Origin of the sequence: Niastella sp. OAS944, from assembly GCA_024809215.1 — a bacterium.
Lineage (GTDB): Bacteria > Bacteroidota > Bacteroidia > Chitinophagales > Chitinophagaceae > Niastella.
In genome coordinates this window covers 371,076-393,493 of record JANUBW010000005.1, presented here as the reverse complement: position 1 = coordinate 393,493, position 22,418 = coordinate 371,076, and the positions used below count along the sequence as shown (strand labels likewise).

At 43.5% G+C, this 22,418-nt stretch carries 15 protein-coding genes; 12 read left to right on the top strand and 3 right to left on the bottom strand.

Annotated elements, in window-relative coordinates; translation table 11 throughout:
• The first annotated feature begins 126 nt into the window (after positions 1–126).
• The 7 genes from rpsO to GGD38_RS22280 all read left to right on the top strand — a co-directional run bounded on the left by rpsO (position 127) and on the right by GGD38_RS22280 (position 8,611).
• Entirely contained in the window at positions 127–399 is a 273-nt protein-coding gene (gene rpsO, locus GGD38_RS22310) for a 30S ribosomal protein S15 (RefSeq protein WP_375301417.1), read from the top strand.
• A gap of 170 nt (positions 400–569) precedes the next feature.
• Positions 570–2,717 carry a polyribonucleotide nucleotidyltransferase gene (gene pnp, locus GGD38_RS22305; RefSeq protein ID WP_375301416.1) on the top strand — a complete coding sequence of 716 codons (2,148 nt, stop codon included), beginning with the start codon at positions 570–572 and terminating at the stop codon, positions 2,715–2,717.
• A 75-nt stretch (positions 2,718–2,792) separates the two neighbouring features.
• Entirely contained in the window at positions 2,793–3,608 is an 816-nt protein-coding gene (gene prmA, locus GGD38_RS22300) for a 50S ribosomal protein L11 methyltransferase (RefSeq protein WP_375301415.1), read from the top strand.
• Between the two features lie 80 nt (positions 3,609–3,688).
• Positions 3,689–4,345 (top strand): glycerol-3-phosphate 1-O-acyltransferase PlsY, encoded by a 657-nt coding sequence (plsY, locus tag GGD38_RS22295; protein WP_375301414.1) that lies wholly within the window; start codon positions 3,689–3,691, stop codon positions 4,343–4,345.
• A gap of 339 nt (positions 4,346–4,684) precedes the next feature.
• Complete coding sequence (locus GGD38_RS22290; protein ID WP_375301413.1) at positions 4,685–5,506, top strand: M48 family metallopeptidase; 822 nt, start codon at positions 4,685–4,687, stop codon at positions 5,504–5,506.
• 500 nt (positions 5,507–6,006) lie between these two features.
• On the top strand, positions 6,007–7,818 hold the full coding sequence (locus tag GGD38_RS22285; RefSeq protein WP_375301412.1) for an RICIN domain-containing protein: 1,812 nt from the start codon (positions 6,007–6,009) through the stop codon (positions 7,816–7,818).
• A 337-nt stretch (positions 7,819–8,155) separates the two neighbouring features.
• Complete coding sequence (locus tag GGD38_RS22280; protein ID WP_375301411.1) at positions 8,156–8,611, top strand: hypothetical protein; 456 nt, start codon at positions 8,156–8,158, stop codon at positions 8,609–8,611.
• 328 nt (positions 8,612–8,939) lie between these two features.
• Here GGD38_RS22280 and dnaG read toward each other — a convergent pair whose 3' ends face one another.
• Positions 8,940–10,946, bottom strand: a complete 2,007-nt coding sequence (dnaG, locus tag GGD38_RS22275) for a DNA primase (RefSeq protein ID WP_375301410.1) — start codon at positions 10,944–10,946, stop codon at positions 8,940–8,942.
• A 348-nt stretch (positions 10,947–11,294) separates the two neighbouring features.
• On the opposite strand from dnaG, the gene GGD38_RS22270 reads away from it, so the two are divergent.
• The 4 genes from GGD38_RS22270 (at position 11,295) to GGD38_RS22255 (ending at position 18,624) form a co-directional block, all read left to right on the top strand.
• A complete protein-coding gene (locus GGD38_RS22270) occupies positions 11,295–11,849 on the top strand; it encodes a hypothetical protein (protein WP_375301409.1) in 555 nt (184 codons plus the stop codon).
• Positions 11,850–12,120: 271 nt separating this feature from the next.
• The gene (locus tag GGD38_RS22265; protein ID WP_375301408.1) at positions 12,121–12,504 is read left to right on the top strand and encodes a hypothetical protein; all 384 of its coding nucleotides are present in this window, start codon (positions 12,121–12,123) and stop codon (positions 12,502–12,504) included.
• Positions 12,505–12,805: 301 nt separating this feature from the next.
• The gene (locus GGD38_RS22260) at positions 12,806–14,941 is read left to right on the top strand and encodes an elongation factor G (RefSeq protein WP_375301407.1); all 2,136 of its coding nucleotides are present in this window, start codon (positions 12,806–12,808) and stop codon (positions 14,939–14,941) included.
• Positions 14,942–15,351: 410 nt separating this feature from the next.
• On the top strand, positions 15,352–18,624 hold the full coding sequence (locus GGD38_RS22255) for a PAS domain S-box protein (protein ID WP_375301406.1): 3,273 nt from the start codon (positions 15,352–15,354) through the stop codon (positions 18,622–18,624).
• Between the two features lie 91 nt (positions 18,625–18,715).
• Here GGD38_RS22255 and GGD38_RS22250 read toward each other — a convergent pair whose 3' ends face one another.
• Positions 18,716–19,423 carry a gluconate 2-dehydrogenase subunit 3 family protein gene (locus GGD38_RS22250; protein ID WP_375301405.1) on the bottom strand — a complete coding sequence of 236 codons (708 nt, stop codon included), beginning with the start codon at positions 19,421–19,423 and terminating at the stop codon, positions 18,716–18,718.
• Between the two features lie 85 nt (positions 19,424–19,508).
• A complete protein-coding gene (locus GGD38_RS22245) occupies positions 19,509–21,254 on the bottom strand; it encodes a GMC family oxidoreductase (RefSeq protein WP_375301404.1) in 1,746 nt (581 codons plus the stop codon).
• Positions 21,255–21,894: 640 nt separating this feature from the next.
• Between GGD38_RS22245 and GGD38_RS22240 the strand changes: the two genes are divergently transcribed.
• Positions 21,895–22,149: a hypothetical protein gene (locus GGD38_RS22240; protein WP_132562919.1), complete on the top strand. Its 255-nt coding sequence runs from the start codon at positions 21,895–21,897 to the stop codon at positions 22,147–22,149.
• Positions 22,150–22,418 lie beyond the last annotated feature (269 nt).

The following is a 22,418-nucleotide window of genomic DNA, read 5'->3' as shown; positions in this document are numbered from 1 at the left end:
GAAAGGCCAAAAATAGGCCTTTTGTCAAAAAAAAATTTCCCCATATTACTCACTCAATAATAATTTATTACATACCTTTGCCGGCAAATTAAGAAGATTTTTTTTGGAGTTTTTAAACAAATTGAGATGCCTTATTTAACAAAAGAGAAAGTTTCGAGCGTATTTGCACAATATGGTGGCAATGCTAAAAACACTGGTTCCGTAGAGGGCCAAATTGCGTTGTTGACAGAACGCATCAACGGGATTTCTTTACACCTTCAACAAAACAAGAAGGATTTTTCAACTCACCGTGGTCTTATGACTTTGGTTGGTCAACGTAAAAGCCTGCTCACTTACCTGAGCAAACATAACCTGCAAGGTTACCGCGCTTTAATCGAAAAACTTGGTATCAGAAAATAAGTGTATATTATAAGAAACAACTATTCCCAACTGTTTTCCGGTTGGGAATAGTTGTTTTTGCTATACTTTTTTTCTGAACTTGTTGTTTTAATAACCGGTTGCTGCTATTGCCTGCGCAATATCCCACCTAATGCAGGTTGTATTAGCGACCATTAAACTACATCTTTAGTATGCTCTCTCAACCAATTAGCGTAACCTTTGATATAGGGGGCGGACGCGAGGTTTCTATTGAAACCGGCCGCCTGGCCCGTCAGGCCGACGGAGCCGTAACAGTTCGCCAAGGCAACTGTATCATTCTGGCAACCGTTGTTGCCAACAAAGAACCCAAGGAAGGACAATCGTTCTTTCCCCTGGTAGTTGATTACAATGAAAAATTTGCTTCAGCAGGCCGTATTCCCGGTTCATTCTTCAAACGCGAAGGTAAATTAAGTGACTATGAGGTATTGGTAAGCCGTTTGATAGACCGTGCTTTACGCCCGCTTTTCCCTGAAGATTATTTATGTGATGTTCAGGTACTGATAACACTTATTTCAAGCGATAAAGAAGTGATGCCCGATGCACTGGCGTGCCTGGCTGCTTCAGCTGCACTGGCAGTTTCAGATGTTCCCATTAAGGAGATCATTTCTGAAGTACGTGTTTCACGTATTGAAGGACAATTTGTTGTTAACCCAAGCCGCACAGAGCTGGCTAAAGCCGATATGGATTTCATTATTGGCGCTACCAGCAAAAACCTGATGATGGTGGAAGGTGAAGCTGACGAATGTGCTGAAGAAGATATGGTGAAAGCCCTGGAAATTGCACACGAAGCTATTCGCCTTCAGATCAAAGCACAGGAAGAACTGCGTGCTAAAAAAGGCGTAACCGGTAAAAGGGATTACACCAAACCCGTGCAAAATGAAGAGCTGCAACAAAAAGTAGCCGAATTTGCAAAGGATAAGATCTACCAGATCAGCCGCTCGGCTTCTGCAAAACACGACAGAAGTGATGCTATCGATACGTTGAAAGATGAATTGATCACCAGCCTGGGCGAAGAAGCGGAAGATGATGTGAAAAAGCTGGCTAAAAAATATTTCGACGACCTGCAATGGGAAGTGGTTCGTAATATGATCCTCGACGATCGTATTCGTTTAGACGGCCGTGCACTCGACCAGGTTCGTCCATTGAATATGGAAGTAGACATTCTGCCTTCACCACACGGTTCTGCATTGTTCACCCGTGGTGAAACACAATCTTTAACCACTGTTACTTTAGGTACGCCTTTAGATGAACTGCTGGTTGAAAGTGCGGCTGTGTCAGACTATACAAAATTCATTTTACACTATAACTTCCCGCCATTTTCAACAGGGGAAGTGAAGATGATGCGCGCTCCCGGCCGCCGCGAGGTTGGTCACGGTAACCTGGCTATGCGTTCATTGAAAAAAATGATGCCCGGCAATGAGTATCCTTACACCGTTCGTGTAGTGAGCGATATCCTGGAGTCGAATGGTTCATCTTCTATGGCTACAGTTTGCGCCGGTTCACTGGCGTTGATGGATGCCGGTGTACCCATTCCCAAACACGTTAGTGGTGTGGCCATGGGATTGATCACCCGCGCAAGCGATGGTAAATACGCCATTCTTACCGACATTCTGGGCGATGAAGATCACCTGGGTGATATGGACTTTAAAGTAACCGGTACCCGCGATGGTATTTGCGGTGTGCAAATGGATATCAAAATAGATGGCTTAAGCATGGAAACCATGCGCGAAGCGTTGGAGCAAGCCCGTAAAGGCCGCCTGCACATTGTTGAGGCCATGTATGAAAGCATTGGTGAAGCCAGAACCGAGGTTAAACCTCATGCACCAAGAATGGAGAAATTGTTTATCGACAAGGAATTCATTGGTGCGGTTATTGGGCCCCAGGGTAAAATTATTCAGGAAATTCAACGCGAAACCGGCGCCACTATCAACATTGAAGAGGTTGGTAATTACGGCGAGGTTAGCATCTTTAGCCCGGCTAAAGAAGGTCTTGATAAAGCCGTTGCCTGGATCAAAGGTATCGTTGCTGTGCCTGAAGTAGGTTCAGTATACGAAGCCACTGTAAAAGGCATTAAAGAATTTGGCGCATTCGTTGAATTCTTACCTGGCAAACAAGGTTTGTTACACATCAGCGAAATTTCATGGAAACGCCTCGAAACAATGGAAGGTGTGTTGAAAGAAGGCGAGAAAGTGAAAGTAAAACTGATTGGCATTGATCACAAAACCGGCAAGTTCAAACTGAGCCGTAAGATCCTGATGCCAAAGCCTGAAGGCCAAAAGCCACAGAGCCCGCAACAGTAAGAATTTAAGATAGGAGAATATAGGAAGGTCTGTACTAAAATGCAGGCCTTCTTTTTTTTAAACGAGTTAATTTTCATGCAAAACTACGTTCAGATAAAATTTCAGCCGGTATCGAAAGAACAACAGGAGATCCTTTTAGCGCAGCTAACAGAACTTAACTATGAAGGCTTTGAAGAAGGCCTGAACTATCTCACTGCTTTTATTCCTGAAGACCTGTATGTTGAAGCAGATACGTATGAATTGGTTGCAGGTACCGATACGGCCATAACCAAAGAAGTGATTGCACCAAGAAACTGGAATGCAGAGTGGGAGGAGAATTTTCAACCCGTTATCATTGATGAATTTTGCGGCATCCGCGCCCATTTTCATGCGCCTTTACAAAATGTAAAGCATGAAATAATCATCACGCCTAAAATGAGTTTTGGCACTGGCCATCACGCTACCACGCACCTGATGATACAAAGCATGGAGCAATTTGACTTCAACAATAAACATGTACTTGATTTTGGCACTGGTACAGGTGTGTTGGCGATATTAGCCGAAAGGCTGGGAGCAAACCCAATTCTCGCCATAGATAACGATGAATGGAGTATAAACAATTCCGAAGAAAATATAGCGCTTAATCACTGTTCGAACATTACCATACAACAGGCAGATGTTTTACAAATGTCTACAGAATTCGATATTATTTTGGCGAACATAAATAAACATGTATTGCTGGCAAATATGGAAGGAATTAAACAACATTTAACATTGGATGGCGTTGTAATAATGAGCGGGCTTTTGATCGGTGACAGACCCGATATTGAGAAGTGCGCAGCAAACAATGGATTAAAAGTTCTTGAATGTAAGACAAGAGGCGATTGGATGTGTTTACTGTTTAAAAAATAATAACGCCAAGAACCTGATAGTTATCAATTAATTAACTTTTTTTCCATATTTTCGTCATCTAACTTTCAACCAACTATTCAATGAAAGAAGCTTTACTCATTGTAATAGCATATTTGATCGGCTCTATTCCAACAGCTGTATGGGTTAGTAAAGCGTTTTTTGGAATCGATATCCGTGAATACGGCAGTGGAAATGCCGGTGCTACCAATACTTTCCGTGTTTTAGGCTCCAAATGGGGCACTTTTGTCATGATCGTTGACATGCTGAAAGGCGTTGCCGCCACCAGCCTTTACATTTTACTTCCTTATTATATGGAGGGCGCTAATGAATGGGACCGCACCAATTTTATGGTGGGGCTGGGTTTAGCTGCTGTTTTAGGCCATATATTCCCCATTTGGGCGAATTTCAGGGGCGGAAAGGGGGTTGCCACCCTGTTTGGAATGATCCTCGCAATTCAGCCATTAGTGGCGCTCCTGTGTGTTGGAATTTTTCTTCTGGTTTTATACCTCACCCGTTTCGTATCACTTAGTTCAATTCTCGCCAGCATAGCATTTGCCGTTTTCATTCTGGTTATTTTCAATGAAAAAGAGCCGCTTTATCGCGCCTTTGCCATTGCCGTAGCCTTACTGGTTGTACTTACACACCAAAAGAACATTACCCGTTTATTACGTGGCGGCGAAAGCAAAGTGCCTATTCTCAAATACCGCGACAGACGGAAAGAAAGGAGAAGAAAATAGGCAATAGACAATAAGCAATTGGCAAAAATTATAGAAGAGACTGTTGTATGGCAACAGTCTTTCTTCATTTAAAGGGTATATGTAATCCTAGTTCTTTGGCAATTGCCTATTGCCAATTGCCAATTGGTTAATTTGAGGTATTAAATTCCCACCTTACATTCAGTGTTTTTCATACGAAAGTAAACCTTGTGGATTTTCTTAATTTGATGGTATTGCTTTGATTTTATAAGTTTGTTAAAGAATGAGTTACATTCTGCTTTAAAAGCAGGATATTATTGCTTTACCTAATAGCTTGGTATAAGGATTGTTTAATTAAAAAGAAGTAAACCCATTAGAGAAATGAAACAAGTCATGCATAAGGCTATACTTGCCGCCGTGTTGGCAACTGGCATAGCTTCCTGTTCACAAAATGCAATTACAGGTAGAAATCAGTTAACTCTTTACAACGAGGCCGATATTCAGTCAATGGCCGCCCAGCAATATCAGCAGTTCTTAACCGAAAATAAAGTGGTTAGCACCAGTGGCAGCAAAGACGCTGAAATGGTGCGCAGGGTAGGGCAGCGGCTGGTAAATGCTATTAATTCATATTATTCCAGTCAGGGTAAAACAGCCGAGCTGGAAGGTTATAAATGGGAATACAACCTGGTGAATTCGCAGGAAGTGAATGCCTGGTGTATGCCTGGTGGTAAAATAGTAGTGTATACGGGCTTATTACCCATTACACAGAACGAAGCCGCCCTGGCGGTAGTAATGGGCCACGAAATTGCCCACGCCCTGGCAAAACACGGTAATGAGCGTATGAGCCAGTCGGCCATTCAGCAAATGGGTCAGCAGGCATTGTCGGTAGCCATTGCCAATAAAAGTGCTGCAGCCCAAAACATTCTGTTGAGTGCTTATGGTATTGGTTCAAACGTAGGCGCTATGTTGCCATTTAGCCGTAAACAGGAGTTGGAAGCCGACCAGTTTGGTCTCATCTTCTCCAGCATGGCTGGTTATAATCCCCAGGAAGCAATTGCTTTGTGGGAAAGAATGAAAGCTGCTTCGGGCGGTTCAAAACCACCAGAAATACTTAGTACCCACCCGGCTGAAGATACCCGTATTCAAAAGCTGCGTGATTTTATGCCAGAAGCAATGAAATACTACAAACCTGTAGGTAAATAGTAGTTCTTACAATAATATTACGAAAGCGTTCCGCCTAAACGGAGCGCTTTTTTATTTCAGTATGTTCTGTTGCATTGTGGGATTTATACGATGGTTATCAGTAATAACCATATGAGCAATGAGTGAATGTGAATAATCTATCAATCATAAAGCTCTTTTTATGATCTCAAACTACAAAAGTGGCACATAGCTTGTTTTCTACCCCCTCGGTTAAGCAACACCTGTCTTTCCCTAAACAAGCTGTTATAAAAGTATACGAGGGTTAACGTCTGATTTCATCTTACCCGTTTTTACAGCACCGTTAGAAGGTCCATATATCCATTACATCGTGAATCGTTAATCGTGAATCGGCAATGCCAACTGGTTTGCATACTTGCTACCATCAGTTGCAGGGTTCTTATTGCCGATTGCCTAACACCACTGTTATTAGTGTAAATAAATCATCTCTATAATGCAAGAAAGTTTACTCAAAACGAAGTATAAAATAAACCCGTTTAATTATGAGAAAGCGGAAATTGCTTGCATTGACTACCGTGGGAATTCTGATGCATCTGATGGTGCAGGCCCAACAACCGATAATGGGTTTGGAGTCATATTTTGAAGAGGCATACTGGCGTTATCCGAATATTCCACGTGGCGTGCTGGAAGCGGCAGCCTATTCGGCATCGCGCCTGATAAACCTTCAACCCACCACATCGGCCAATAATAATTGTACCGGCATGCCGCAACGGCATGGCATATTCGCGCTTATTGAAAATGGCCGGGGCTATTTCAAAAACAACCTGTGGACGGTTTGCAATAGCAGCAACATAACGCCGGATCAATATGATAAAGATGTTCGGTTACAGGTACTGTCGGTAGCCAAGTTTTTAAGTCGCGAAGCAAGCTTTATACAAATTGATGTAAAGTTTAGCACTGAAGCATTTGCCAGTATATTCGATAAACTGGCTGAATTTCCCGACGACAGCTCCATGATCAACAAGTATGCGTTGGCCCTGTACAAATATGATATATACGATCAGTTGCGAAACGGGTTTACCACCCCTTCGCTGAAAAGAGCGCCGGTTAAGGTACAAATGGAAAAGATCTTTCCGGCGCCTTTGTTACGTAAGTTAGAATCACCCGTTATTGATATCAATGTGGATAAAGACAGCGTCCTGTTCAACAGTAATAAACCGGCGGAAACCTATAACACCACTATCATTGCGGCAACGCATATACAGGAAACGCCCGCAGCACATGAGGCCACAGAAGCTGCAGCAGCTGATTATAAACAAGCCCTGTATCTAAAAGCAAATACCAATAATTATCAAAGCGGCCGCATAGGCGGCAAAATAACCCATGTTGCCATTCATACCACACAGGGCAGTTATGCAGCTACCATATCGTGGTTCAGGAATGGGGCCGCTCATAGCTCGTCGCATTATATTGTACGGGCTTCTGACGGACAAATAACCCAAATGGTAAAGGAAAGCGATATGGCTTTGCATGCACAAAGCGCCAATGCCTATACAATAGGTATAGAACACGAAGGGTTTATTGAAAGCGGTAATAAATGGTATTCAGATAAAATGTACCGGAGTTCGGCTGCACTGGTGCGTGATATTTGCGCCCGCTACTCCATTGATGGTTCGGCCTGTTACCGCGGCGCTGCTACTGCCGGCACACTCAACATCAAAGGGCATCAGCATTTTAATGGCAATGCCCATTTAGACCCGGGCAAACACTGGAACTGGTTTAAGTATGCTGAACTTATAGTAGATAACCAAGCAGATGATGCCGTACCGGAAGAAAAATTCAAAGGCATTCCCAACGGCGTATATCGTATTACTAATGTAAGCAGTCGTAAGGTTTTGAACACGCGCGATTGCTCGGGCAATCAATTAGCAAAGATCACGCAAACCGCGTGGACCGGGAAGGATTGTCAGCTTTGGCGATTTGAATATGCAGGAGAGGGATGGTACAAAATAACGAGCCAGGTAAGCGGACGTGCGCTGGATGTACCCGGCGGATCGAAAGATAATGTACAGGTGCATATAAAAGATGCCAAGGACAATGACAGCCAACTGTGGCGATTGATCGAAGAAGGTAATAAAGGTGAACTGCAACTGGTGAATAAAGCAAGCGGTAAGGTGCTGGAAGTATTTGGTGGTTCTGTTAATAATGGCGCAGCAGTATTGCAAACCAGGTATACAGGCAAAACGCGTCAACGCTGGACAATAACTACAGCGAACACTAATGTTACCGGAGGCGATGATAACAGGTTCAGGCAGGTACATTTGGAAGGAGGAGGAGGAGAGGGGAAGAATTAAATCATGGGCCATCGCTAATTTGTCATTGAGACACATATTATAATGCAATTATATGATGGCCATTTTGGATAAATACAAGCTGGCAAAAGAGTTTAGCAAGGGTATGGTTCAAATTATTTTTTGCTTAGGGCCAAAGGCTTAATACACACTGCTTGCAGCCTGAGGCTTATTGATTTAGATTAAACCAATCCTATAAACATTTAACAGCATTTGGTGTGGAAGTTAGTGCTCTGCACCAATGTTGTTAAATTTTATTTTATACCGTGAACAACATTTCATACCTTTGCAATCCCGTCTATTTTTATAACCTGAAAAGCTTATTACAAAAACCTTCGGCATGTCGCAAAATTTGTTAGAAAAGCTTCAATTACAGGAAGAAAAGAACGTGTTAATTCAAGGTTTGCCTTCCTCAATTGAGAAGCAATTTGCCAAATTATCGTTTGCCAAAAATGTAACACCACTGTTAAAAACTCGTAAGATCGACTTTGCTTTGGTGTTTGCAGTAAACGAAAATCAATTAAACGGCATTTTAAGGGATGTACTCCCTTGTCTCCAGGAAGAAAGTAAGTTTTGGATTGCTTATCCAAAAAGCACTTCAAAAATTGCTACCAACCTGACCAGGGAATGCAGCTGGGATGGTGTTAAAAGCGCCGGATTTGAAGGCGCTTGTGAAGTGGCTTTAGACCATGTATGGACCGCCATTCGGTTCAACAGGGCTGCTGCCACGGTAAAAGTTAGCGCCGGTGGCAGAAAGAGAGCAGCCGCTGCTCCTGCGCCCGCAATGATAGATTAAACTGGTTATGATTTGCCTTTCAAATCATTATTAAACTGTCTCATCACGACAGACTATTAAAAGTAATTTTTAACCCCGATAGGATGAAGTCCTGATCGGGGTTAATTGTTTAAATTCCAAAACACAAATCTCAAGAACCAAATAAGAAATACAAAATCCCAAAACACAAGCCCCAAAAGGAAGTTACATATCTCAAAACCCCAATAAATCTAAAAGGCTTATTAGGACTCTTGAATTTTCCTTATTGGAATTTATTTGGTTCCTGGAACTTGGAATTTGGGTTTTATTTTTTGGATCTTGGAGCTTGGTTCTTGGAAGTTTATCGTAGTTACAACTTTTTAAACACAATACCTGTTCTCTTCGCCAGTTCAACTTCCATTTCCTTAATGTGCAGGTGTGGAGGCAGCAGTTCTAAAAACTTTTCGTAAGAGTTATTAGCCTCCAAATCGCCCAGGTTCTGCTCCATCAGGTGTTTTATCTTTTTCAACTTCAGGAATTGCAGGGTACTCAGCACATCGTCTTTAAAGGTTTTTACCTCTTTCATCAATGGCTTATGAACATACTCGATATTCATATACTTTCTAAAGCCCTGCTCCAAAGAGGAGAATGCCTGCGCTTCGGCCGTCCAGTGATCGCTTAATTCGTAAGGCGAATTCAATAACGATACTACCAGTGTGCTTACTTCATTATCCTGCGAAAAGATAAAGTCTTTATCGGTTGGCTCCTGGTTATTCGACATCATTTCGCGATAGAGCTGCATTACCTTGGAGATGATCTGGTTTTCGAGCATTTCTTCAACAATTGATTCATTGAAGATGTAATCAGCTATTTTTTGCTGATGGTCCCAGGGTTCCATACCATGCTCAAGTAAGATCTTCAGCAGTGCTTTTTCCTGCAGCTCGTCTTTGAAGATGAGGTTAAAGCTTTCGTCGGTATAACCGGCAGCTTCGCCATGCATGGCATTCTCGTCATAAAACTGAGAAGGGTCTGCCGGTGGCTGATGTTTGCTTTCTTCCTTGGCCACTTTTTCCCTGATGAATTTGTTCACCAGGTTAACCAATCCGCCTTCCTCAATACGCAACAACTCAGCACACTTTTTTATATAGTCCTGCTGTTTTGTAAAATCTTCGAGCCTGTTGATCTTGGCAATGGTTTCTGCCACCTGGTTCACCACGCTTGCTTTTTTATTGGCGTCGTTGCCAACATCTTTCATTTGTACTTCAAGCTGAAAGATGATGAAGTCCTTTTTATTTTTATCGATGAACTCCCTGAAGGCAGTAGCGCCAACTTTGTTTACATAGCTATCGGGGTCTTCTTTATCGGGAATGAGTACAAGCTTTACGTTGAGGCCTTCTTCCAGCGCCATATCTAACCCGCGCAAGGCAGCCTTTACCCCGGCCGCATCGCCATCATAGATAATAGTAAGGTTCTTGGTATATTTTTTTATAAGCCGTAGCTGGTCCATGGTAAGTGAAGTACCGCCAGAGGCCACTACGTTCTCAATACCGGCCTGATGCAGGGATATTACATCGGTATACCCTTCAACCAGTAAACACTCATCGAATTTATCAATAGCCTGCCGGGCAAAATAGGTGCCGTACAGGATCTTACTTTTTATATACACCTCGTTCTCGGGCGTATTGATGTATTTGGGTGCTCTATCGCTTTTACCTATGATACGGGCGCCAAAACCAATTACTTTACCCGACTGGTTATGTACCGGGAAAATGATACGGCCGCGATAGTTATCCATTGGTTTGCCATCACGAACAACAACCAAACCACTTTTTTGCAGGTTCTCAACGCTGTATTGCGCCGCCAGGGCTGTTTGGGCAAACGCATCGCGGGTTTGTAAACAATATCCCAACTGAAAGCGCTCCATGATCTCTTCCCTGAAACCACGTTCTTTTAAGTAGCTTAAACCAATGGCCTGGCCTTCTTCGCTTTCAAAAAGATTCTTTGTAAAATACTGACGGGCAAAACCATTTAGAATGAAAAGGCTGTCGGCTACCAGTTGCTGTTGTTTAACTTCGGGGCTAACCGCGGTTTCTTCAATTTCAACATTATACTTTGCCGCCAGCCAACGCAGGGCTTCAACATAGGAGTACTTTTCGTGCTCCATGATAAAGCTGATGGTGTTGCCGCTACGGCCGCAACCAAAACATTTATAAATTTCTTTGGCGGGCGAAACGGTGAATGAGGGTGATTTTTCACCATGAAAAGGGCAAAGGCCCAAATAGTTCGCGCCTCGTTTTTTTAGCTTTATAAAACCGCCTACAATCTCAATTATATCTATCCGACTTAGGATCTGCTGTATGGTTTGCTGACTGATCATTGGCGACAAATTTAATAATTAGGAACTTGATATTGGTCAAAAAATGGGAGGGGGGAGAAAAAGCTTTAGAAAAAAAACATAGGTTTGTTTCAAAATGGGAAAAGTGGGTACACGATTGCCAACCTTATCAGAAATGATCCATTACTTTGGGCCATATGTTGGCCTGGTACTTTCACTTATAATTGCAATATTAATATTACAGTACATTTGGTTCAAAAGGGTTTTAAAGGCAAAAAATGAAGAAATAAAACGATTGGCCGATAGGGAGCAAACGCTAAATGACAGGGTTATCTTTATGATAAGTGAAGAAATTGGTTTTAATAAGCGCGCAAAATAAAATTGTAACCTATGTTAATGTTTATAAGCATATCAATTGCACTTGCCGTATTCTTTATTTACCAGTATTTTACTTTTATAAAAGTTTATTATATAGGTCAATCACTGCACCAGTTTCGCGAGTTACGCCACGAGCTTACCATGTATCTTTCAGCTAACGTAAAAAATAATCTTTCTGCGAATGAGGCTATTGAGTATTATTTACTTTTAAAAGGCATTGATGGCTGTATCAAAAATTTCGATCTGCTTAAAGTAAAGTTCCAGCAATTCAATTCCTTTAAACTTCTTTCTTCAAAAATTCTATCCACCTCACAAAACGTAGCTTCTCAAACCCAAAGCACTGCTGTTAAACATGTGTATATTGTAAAACTTCAGGAAAGTGTTTTAACCGCTTTCAAGGCAATACCATTTTGCCGGTTCCGGTTTGTTCTTTTTCTGTATAAAGCGCTAATAACATTGCTGGTTAAACTGGGCTTTATGAAGGCAAAAAAACAATTGAGCAACATTGAACAGCTTGCCAAGGCCGAAGCCATGCTCAGCAAAAGAGGCGTTCCCTGCAAAAATTAATATACAAACAGGCCATATGCGGCCGGCTCTAATTCCTACCAAAACAACTTAGTGGTATACAGTATTTTGCATATAGGTTATTAAAATATAGCTGAAAAGGAGAGATGAATTATAATTTCTTGTTATTAACAAGAGGTTCAGAATTTTTATCCACGCATTCCGGTTTATTCGGCAAATGTTTCTTAAATTTAATTAACTACTCCATCGCACATACAACCTTATCTTCCAATGTAAGAAGCTCTTTTATTTCTTCATTTATAAATTTTCTCCCATGGTAACTACTGATATCGCACAGCTATCAAGAGAATGCAATGCCTGGAGGGAGACATTGCGTTCTTACCGAGATGAATTCGGTCAGCTTAAACACCACCTTCAAGATCTTGCCGGCCATCAGACCAACAAAGACGTTCTTCTTGAAATTGAGCACCTCGACAATCAGTTCCACATTCAGCTCATTAACATTCACGACCTCAAGCAAGCCATTAAACTTCACCACCGCAGGCTTAGCAATGAAATGGCAGACAGTACGGGACAAAACCTGGCAGACGACACGACCTCCGATCACGAGAAATTATTCAACGATTATCAGCAATTGGAAAGTACCCTGACTGAAGTAAAGGAGGAATTTTCGCATTTTGCAAATCATATAGCCTAACCCACGAATGTCTGCTTGTAAATAGCAGACTTTTAAATTTTTAAGAACCAGATGTAATAAGAGGTAAGAGGTAGGAAATAAGAGGTAAGAAACTCGCGAATTTTGAGGCTTTGAAGTAAATTCAGGAGCCTGGAATATCAGGCTCTTCATACTTCTTACTTCCTACTTCCGACTTCAGAAAGTAACGCACCCAATAGCAACTCCTTTGTCAAATGCTAATTACAATTTGACAAGATCCCCCTATCAGCCGCATCCATACCTTTTTAAAACTACCTATTCTTCATTTTAAAAATTGTTTGCTATGGCTGAATTTGATACCTCACACGTAAAGAATGTTGTCTTGCTGGGCCACGCCGGCTGCGGTAAGACCACATTGGCGGAATGCATGCTATATGAAGCTGGCCTCATTACCCGCCGCGGCACCATTGCCGAAAGAAATACCATCGGTGATTACCACGAACTGGAACAGGAACGCGGTAACTCCATCTTCTCCAAATTAATGCATACCAAATGGCGGGGTTATAAGATCAACATTATTGATACGCCCGGTTACGACGACTTTGTTGGTGAAGTGATATCGGCCCTTCGGGTAGCCGATACCGGCGTTATGTTATTGAATGCCGTAATGGGTGTTGAAGTTGGCACCGACATCATTTGGGAATACACCGAACAGTTTAAAACACCTATGATCTTTGCGGTAAATAAACTGGATGAAGACAACGCCGATTTTGATAAGACCATACGCGAAGCAAAAGCGCATTTTGGCGGTAAAGTAGCCGTAGTGCAATACCCGCGGCAACTGGGCGCCGGTTTTCATGAGATCATAGATGTGCTTCGCATGACCATGTATAAATTCAAAGACACGGGCGGCAAACCCGAAAAATTACCTATACCCGACGATGAACGTGAACGTGCCGATGAATTGCATAAGGAACTAATTGAGACCGTAGCCAGCAATGATGAAACGTTGATGGAAAAATACTTCGATAAAGGAGAGCTGGATGAAGATGAAATGAAAAGCGGGTTGAAAAAAGCCATGATCAACCACGATATATTTCCGGTATTCTGTCTTTCCGCAGAACGCAATATGGGCAGCGGCCGGTTGATGGGCTTTATTGACAATGTATGCCCCAGTGCCAATGAAATGCCGCCTCAAACCACACAAAATAACCAGGCATTGCCCTGCGATGCCAACGGCCCCGCCTGCATCTTTGTGTTCAAGACCATTAGCGAACCGCACGTAGGCGATATGTCGTTCTTTAAAGTATACTCAGGTACCGTGCAAAGCGGTATGGAGCTGGAAAATGAATCAACGGGTATTACCGAAAAGCTGAACCAATTGTTTTTGGTTGAAGGAAATAAACGCAGCAATATCAACGAGCTGGTGGCCGGCGATATAGGCGCCACACTTAAACTAAAGAACACCCACGTAAACAATACCCTGCATGTAAAGGGCAAAAATTACGAACTGCATCCCATTGAATTTCCACCACCCAATATGACAGTGGCCATTGAAACAGTGAAAAAGAACGAAGAGGAAAAACTATCACAGGCATTGCACCAGTTACGGGAAGAAGATCCTACGCTGATAGTGGAAGTTTCGCAGGAACTAAAACAAACGCTTATACATTGCCAGGGCGATATGCACCTGGCGGTGGCCAAATGGAAAATAGAGCATTTACATAAGGTTGATGTAAAGTTTATTAAGCCACGTATTCCATACCGCGAAACCATTCGCCGCATGGCCGAGGCCAATTACCGCCACAAAAAGCAGAGCGGGGGCGCCGGCCAGTTTGGAGAGGTGTTTTTGCGCATAGAACCCTGGTACGAAGGCATGGCCGACCCACAGGGGCTTAATGTTCGCGGCCGCGATGTGCACGAGCTCGACTGGGGCGGCAAACTGGTGTATTATAACTGTATTGTTGGCGGCGCTATAGACAATCGCTTTCAGCCATCTATCTTAAAAGGTGTTATGGAAAAAATGCAAACGGGCCCCCTTACCGGGTCGTATGTACGTGATGTACGGGTTTCGGTTTACGACGGTAAAATGCACCCGGTGGATAGTAATGATATTTCGTTTAAGATCGCAGGCTTAATGGCCTTTAAACAGGCTTTTCAGCAGGCAGACCCACAGATACTGGAACCCGTTTACCAGGTTGATGTTTTATGTCCCGACGATTTAACCGGCGCCGTTATGGGCGACCTGCAAAGCCGCCGGGCCGTTGTAGAGGGCATAGATACCCAGGGGCATTTTCAAAAAGTGATAGCCAAAGTGCCGCTGGCCGAAATGGATGGCTACTCTTCATCGCTGAGGTCAATAACCCAGGGCCGCGCCAAGTTCACCATGAAGTTTTTTGATTATGTGGCCGTGCCATTTGATGAACAGCGCAGGTTAATTGATGATTATTCGAAGACGGCGAAAGAAGAGCTGGTATAGAGTTGAGAAGGTGATAGAGTTGATAATGTTGATAAAGGGAATACAAGTTGACGAGTTAACTGGTTAACGAGTTGACGAGGGCTTTGGTGCGGCTGTTTTTGCTTGCCGAAGCCTCACGAATGTTCAGCAGGCGAGGCTTACTGGGATATAATGAGTTGTCGCGAGCCCACTCACCACTCACCACTCACCATTGACCATTCACCATCATGAACCAACTGGCCCTAGCATATACGAATAGCTACCTACGGGTGGCTATTTTTCTTTGCGTAACTTACATCAATGTTGCTGGGAAAGTATTGGGGTAAAGGTTATAGAAAAATTTTATTTGAATTCACGAATAACTATTATTTTCAACGGTAATGAAAGGGGAGCCTTAACGATTGGCTTCCTGTGCACTAATCATTTTATGTATGGAGGTGAACGCCTTGAAAGAATCAGCATTTTTATCGGGTGGTGGTGAAGCAGGAAAACTGATAAGATCCATTGACTGGGCCGCCAACCCTGCCGGAAACCCGGCAAACTGGCCGCTACAACTGCAAACTGCCGCCAGCATTATATTGCATTCGCACGTGCCCATGTTTATAGCATGGGGCACAGCCGGTACCCTGTTGTATAACGACGCCAGCCAGCCGCTGATAACCGGTTCTTCAAAAATGGCTATGGGCCAACCGGTTCACACCATATTAACCGAACAATGGAGTGTATTGGCGCCGGCGTTTGAGCAGGCCTTACAGGGAACGCCGGTTATATTGCATAACGTAGAGTTTATGATAAACCGGCATGGCTACAGGGAGCCGGTTGCATTTACATTCTCCTGCATACCCCTTATAGCAGCAACCGGTGAGGCAGGCGGCATACTGGTTACTGCCACTGAAAATGAATCCAACCTGGCAACTGATCAGAAAAGCATCCTTGATGCATTACTTCAGCTTCCTATAGGCATGCTTGTTATAAAGAAAGAAGATCATAAGATAGAGCTGGCAAATGAGGCCTACATAAAAATGACCGGCAGGCATACCAATGACCTGGCCGGCAAACTGGTATTTGAGGGAGCACCTGAGTTGCAGGCGCCCCGGTTTAAGATGTTCATTGACCAGGCAATGACCACCGGCGTATCGTATGTTGAGAATGGGATGCCCATGCAGGTGATGCGTAATGGCAAACTGGTAGAGGCGTATTTTAATATTCTTTTCTTTCCGGTGCAGGGCGCAGCCGACACTATTGACGGCGTTATAATTGCAACACGTGAAGTAACCGATTATGAGCTGGAGCGAAAGCGGATGGAAAACAGTGAGAACTATTTTCGCCGCCTGGCCGATACCGTTCCGGTAATGCTATGGATAACCCGCCCCGATGGAAGTTGTACATACGTAAACCAAAAATGGTATGATTATACCGGGCAACGGCCCGAAGATACATTGGGGCGTGGCTGGCTAACGATCGTACACCCCGACGATGCAGACCAAATGAAAACCGGCTTTGAAGAAGCCAATGCCCGTCATGTTCCCTTTAACCTTGAATACCGCATTAAAGGGGCCGATGGCATTTACCGCTGGATACTCGACTCCGGTTCGCCGGTGTTTGATAAGAACGGCGTATTTGAAGGCTTCATTGGCTCAGTTGTAAATATCGACCAGCGTAAACAGGCCGAAAATGCCGTAAGGCAACGGGAGGGGCAGTTTAGGCAACTGGCCGATTCAATGCCACAGATCGTGTGGACGGCGACTGCCGATGGCTATGTAGATTACTATAACAAACAATGGTACCTTTTAATAGGGGAGGAAAACGAATTTGGCAACAGCAGTTTTCTGGCTCATGTTCATCCCGACGACTATGACCGCTGTTTAACCTCATGGCTTGAAGTAGTAAGAACAGGTGAACCGTATGAAGTTGAGTTCAGGTTCAGGGTAAAGGCGCCCATCAACGCTTACAGTTGGTTTTTGGTGCGGGCAAGGCCTATAAAAAATGAAAACGGACAGATCATAAAATGGTATGGGACCTGTACAGATATTGATGAAGTAAAACGAATTGAGCATACGCTGCGTGAAAGCGAAGAGCGATTTAGGGTGGTGGTGAATTCTGCGCCGGTAATGGTGTGGATGAGCGACCCGCAAAAACGCTTTACATTCTTTAATAAACGCTGGCTTGAATTTACCGGCCGCGCTATGGAACAGGAATTGTGGGATGGCTGGAAGGAAGGTATTTGGCACGAGGACCTGGATATGGGGCTAACTGCTTATCACGAAGCATTTGAGGCCCGCCGCGATTTTGAAGTAGAGTTTCGTATGCAACGAAACGATGGCGAATACAGGTGGATCGTTTGCAATGGTATTCCCCGTTTCTCGTACGATGGCACCTTTTTGGGCTATATAGGATCGAGCATAGATATTCACGAACGTAAAACCATACGCATTCAGCTGGAGAACAGGGTAGCGGAAAGAACACAGGAAATAAGTCGCAAGAACCAGGCGTTGGAAGAAACTACCCGCACCCTGAAAGAGATAAACCAGCAATTGCAACAACGGCACGAAGAGCTGCGGCAAAGTGAAGAACGTTATTTGCGCATGACCAATGAGGTGGAGGATTATGCCATTATATTACTTAGCAAGGAAGGTTTGATAGAGAACTGGAACAAAGGCGCGGAGAAGATAAAAGGTTATACGGCCGATGAGGCCATTGGCAAACACTTTAGAATATTTTACAATCATGCCGATCAGCAACATCATTTACCCGAAAAGTTGATAGAAGAAGCAAGCGTGTATGGTAAATCAACTTACGAAGGCTGGCGCATTCGAAAAGACGGATCAACCTTGTGGGCTTACACCGTGATCACTGCTTTACATAACGATAAAAACGACATCATCGGGTTTTCGAAAGTTACCCGCGACCTTACCCAGCGTAAGTTAGCCGATGACCGGTTGAAAATGTATGCCGAACAACTGGAGCAAAAGAACCGTGAGCTGGAACGGAGCAATAGTGAGCTGTCATCATTTAGTTATGTGGCCAGTCACGATTTGCAGGAACCCCTGCGAAAGATACAGGCTTTTGGCAACCTGATACAACAACGCGATGTATCCAATTTAAGCGATACCAGTAAAGATTACTTTGAACGGATGGTGAAAGCTGCCATTCGCATGCAAAACCTGATTGACTCGCTGCTTGAGTTCTCGCGCACAACCACAGCACGCAAGAATTTCGAAAATACCGATTTGAATGCACTGCTGGATGACGTGAAGAAGGAGCTGGGGCATCGCATTGAAGAAAAGAAAGCCATAATTGAATCGTCGCACCTGCCTACACTTAGTATAATACCATTTCAGTTCAGGCAACTGTTATCAAACCTTATTAGTAATTCGCTAAAATACTCAAAAGAAGAAATAACGCCGGTTATTGAGATAAAAGCTAATTATGTTAAAAGAAAGGACTTGCACGAGAAAGCTGCTTTGCCGGGTAAGGATTATTTTCAGTTTAGTGTAGCCGACAATGGTATTGGTTTTGAACAGGAGTATGCCGAAAAGATCTTTGATCTGTTTCAGCGATTACATGGGCGAAATGAATATTCCGGTTCTGGAATCGGTTTGGCAATTTGTAAGAAGATCGTGGAGAACCATCATGGGTTTATGCGGGCTGAAAGTGAACCGGGGCAGGGAGCTACGTTCTTTTTCTTCATTCCTGTTAAATAGTTCACTGTTCTTAGTTTTTAGTTCTTAGTTGAAATACAAAGTCCGCAAGTTGTGTGGTAGCACGCCTTGCGGACTTTTCTTATTTCTTACATCAATATTTAGCGCATTCTTTTAACTCGCGTTCAGAATAAGCTAATCCATATTGCTTAAGCACATCGTCGGGCACACCATTCCATTTGTTTGGCGTGTTACCGGCATAGGCTATGTCTTTAACGCCGATTTCGCTGGTATAAAAACCAGAGGCGGTAAGATCGCGCATAAGGCTAAAGAACGCAACACCCTGCACCAGTTCGGGATTGGGCTTTTTACCTTTTGTTACTTTGTTACCTTTCTCGTCTTTATACGTGATTTCGGGATAAGCGATATCATCTACAATATTCAATCGTTGCTTTTCGTCTAAGTCAACGAACGACTTTTCGAAACGTTTCAGGCTTTGCATATCGAGCCAGCGTAAACCGCCCCGCATGGGTATTTGGTTTTCGGGTTTGTCCTTTACTATAAACTCAATGAAGTCGGGCACTTTGGCGTCAGATGCGCTGCCGCTTACTTCATCGCGCGGAATAATGATATCGGCCAGTATGGTAATAGTGGCCATTTCATGTTCGGTAAAGAATTTGGTTGACATTAATTCTTTCTCGCGGATCTTTTCTTCTTCAGCGCGGTCTAATGTTAGTGCGGCGGCGGGCTCGGTGGCTTTGTCGGTGCCTTTTTTCTTATCATCAGTTTTGCAGGCATCAAGCAGCATACCAGCCGACAGGGCACCTACAGCTATTGTTTTTAATGATTTTCTTCTATCCATAATTAGTTCTTAGTTTTTAGTTCTAAGTTCTTAGTTCGAATTTAAATATTGAACCTTTTACTAATTGAGTTCCCTTGTTAACCAGTTAACTAATATTCCTCTTCTTCATCTCGTCTATAATATATTCTGAAGCACGCATAGAAAGTGCGAGGATGGTCCAGGTGATGTTTTTATCGGCCTGCGATACAAACGCTCCGCCATCTACACAAAACAGGTTTTTGCACTCGTGGGCCTGGTTGAATTTGTTCAGTGCCGAACGTTTGGGATCGTTACCCATTCGAACGGTGCCGGCCTCGTGAATGATATTACCCGGAGCATGCAAACCATAATTATTGCTTGCATCATCGTTATCGCCATAAGTGATAATGGCGCCCATTTCATGCATGATCTCCCTGAAGGTTTCCTTCATGTGTTTAGCCTGGTTTATTTCATGCTCAGTTGGCTTTACATTGAAACGCAGAACAGGGATACCGTATTTATCAACCACTTTAGGATCTATTTCGCAATAGTTGCTTTCAACGGCAATGGCTTCACCGCGACCGGCCATACCAACACGGGCTCCATAGAAGTAGCGGTAATCTTCTTTCAAAGATTTGCCATAACCACCGGGTTGTTTTTCATGTCCTTTTACGGCAAAGCGGCCATTCATATGTTGTACCCCGCCGCCAAAACCATAAGCAGGCTGGCCAAAACCGCCCCAGTATTCAATATGATAACCACGTGGAAAATCGAGCTTTTTATTATCGCCCCACCATGGTGTATAAATGTGTGCGCCGCCAACACCATCTTCATTATAGCGTTTGCGATCGAACAGTTCGGGAATAACACCACCCATATCGGCACCGGTTGAATCGTGCAGGTATTTACCTACTACGCCGCTGTTGTTGGCCAGACCGTTTGGATAGCGGGCCGATTTTGAGTTCAGTAACAGGCGGGCCGATTCACAGGCGCTGGCAGCCAGTATCACTGTGCGGCCCACCACCTGGTACTCCTGCATATCGCTCTTGTTAACATACGATACGCCGGTTGCCAATCCTTCTTTATTAGTAAGTACCTCACGCGCCATGGCGTTGGTGATAACATCAACATTACCGGTTTCAATGGCAGGCTTTACCAATACCGATGAGGAAGAGAAGTCGGCATAAGCATAAGAGCAGGCGCGGTTACATTGTCCGCAGAAGATACATTCGCCGCGTGAGTCGTTGATCTTTTTAGTAAGGATCGACAGGCGGGAAGGGATCACGGGAATACCAATGCCGGTTGCTGCCTTTTTGATCATAAGCTCATGGAGGCGGGGTTTGGGCGGAGGAAGGAAAATGCCATCGGGATCATTCTCCAAACCTTCATTTGAACCAAACACGCCAATGAGTTTATCAACTCTATCGTAATAAGGTTTTATGTCTTCATAGCCAATTGGCCAGTCATCACCCAGGCCGTCGATACTGCGGCGTTTAAAGTCTTTAGGGCCGAAGCGTAATGAAATACGGCCCCAGTGATTGGTTCGACCGCCGATCATGCGGGCGCGCCACCATTCCCATTTGGTATTTTCGGCGTGTGTGTACGGCTCGCCATCAATTTCCCAGCCCCAGTAGCAGGCATCAAAATCACCAAATGGCCTGAACTTGGTGCTGGCGCCACGTCGGGGTGATTCCCACGGATTTTTTAACTGGGTTACATTGGTCCTTGGGTCATACATAGGTCCTGCCTCAATCAAACATACTTTCAAACCAGCATTTGCCAGTACATAAGCTGCCATGCCGCCTCCGGCGCCAGAGCCAATGATGATGGCATCATACTGCTTTGGATTTTTTTTTACCTGAAGATCCCCCATAAGAGTAAGAAAGTTTAAGAATTGACGATTGGTTTAGCGCATAAATCTAAGGTTTTAGCACTCCCGGGCAATTTTTTGTAATATCTTTTTTATGTGTGGTACAAATAGCATTATACATTGATAAGAAAGCATTGATTGAAAAATTCCAAATTCCAAATCTCAAGTTCCAAGGAAAAAGTTCCAAATTCCAAATCTCAAGTTCCAAAGCAAAAGGCCAAAGAATAAATACAAAACTCAAATGACAACTTTCAATAAATACTGAGGGCATACAGCAGAAAAACGCATATGTTTGGTGGTGTTGATGAAAGCTGCCAGGGTTAGTGAGAGGTATAAGGATTTGTAATTAGTAGATTTGGAGCCTGTTAAGGCAAATGGGTAATTTCTTTATTTGTGGCCTATACACTTACTGGCATACATTTTTGAATTTTATATACCATTTTAGCTATTTTAATTGATATTCTTCAAAGAACGACAATTTTACCTGAACTATCGGTATAAAAACATATAGATAAACCCTTATTTGAAAAAAAATTGGCGGTCTAAATTGCATAAATTATGTTTTATTCACGCAATTTTACCTATCTAAAAACGTTGTATTAATGTCCTTTTATTCTGTAAAAACCTATAATCAGATATCCCTATGACCCCGTACATCCAAAACGAAACGGATTACCTGGCCGAGAAATTCATGATTTTGGAATATCATATCGCGCATGCCAGTAAGATAGCTCTTCTTAAGATCCAAAGCTGGAAATTCGCCGTTAAGAATCCAGAAGTAGGAACCCGTTATCAAATGGCGGCAGAAGATATGGTACGCCAATCTTTAATGAGCTTTGTGCCCAATTCTCACATTTTAAGTGAAGAAGGCTTTTATTTCCGTCCGATCGCGAATTAATTAGTTTTAAAATAATCACAGCAAGTCGCTCCACCTGGAGCGACTTTTTTTTGCCTCCCCACAGATCCGTCGCGCCGTGAATGGTGAGTGGTGAATGGTCTCGCGAAGTCGTAAAACGGTCCGCCAGCTGGCAGATGAAACGTGAAAATGACTCGCGAACTTTGAGATTATTAAACAGCTTTGCAGCATCCGGCCTAAGCGAACGGCCGCAAATGATCAATAGCCTCGACATTCGGACCCCCTTTCACGTTTGCCGTTTCACGTTTTAC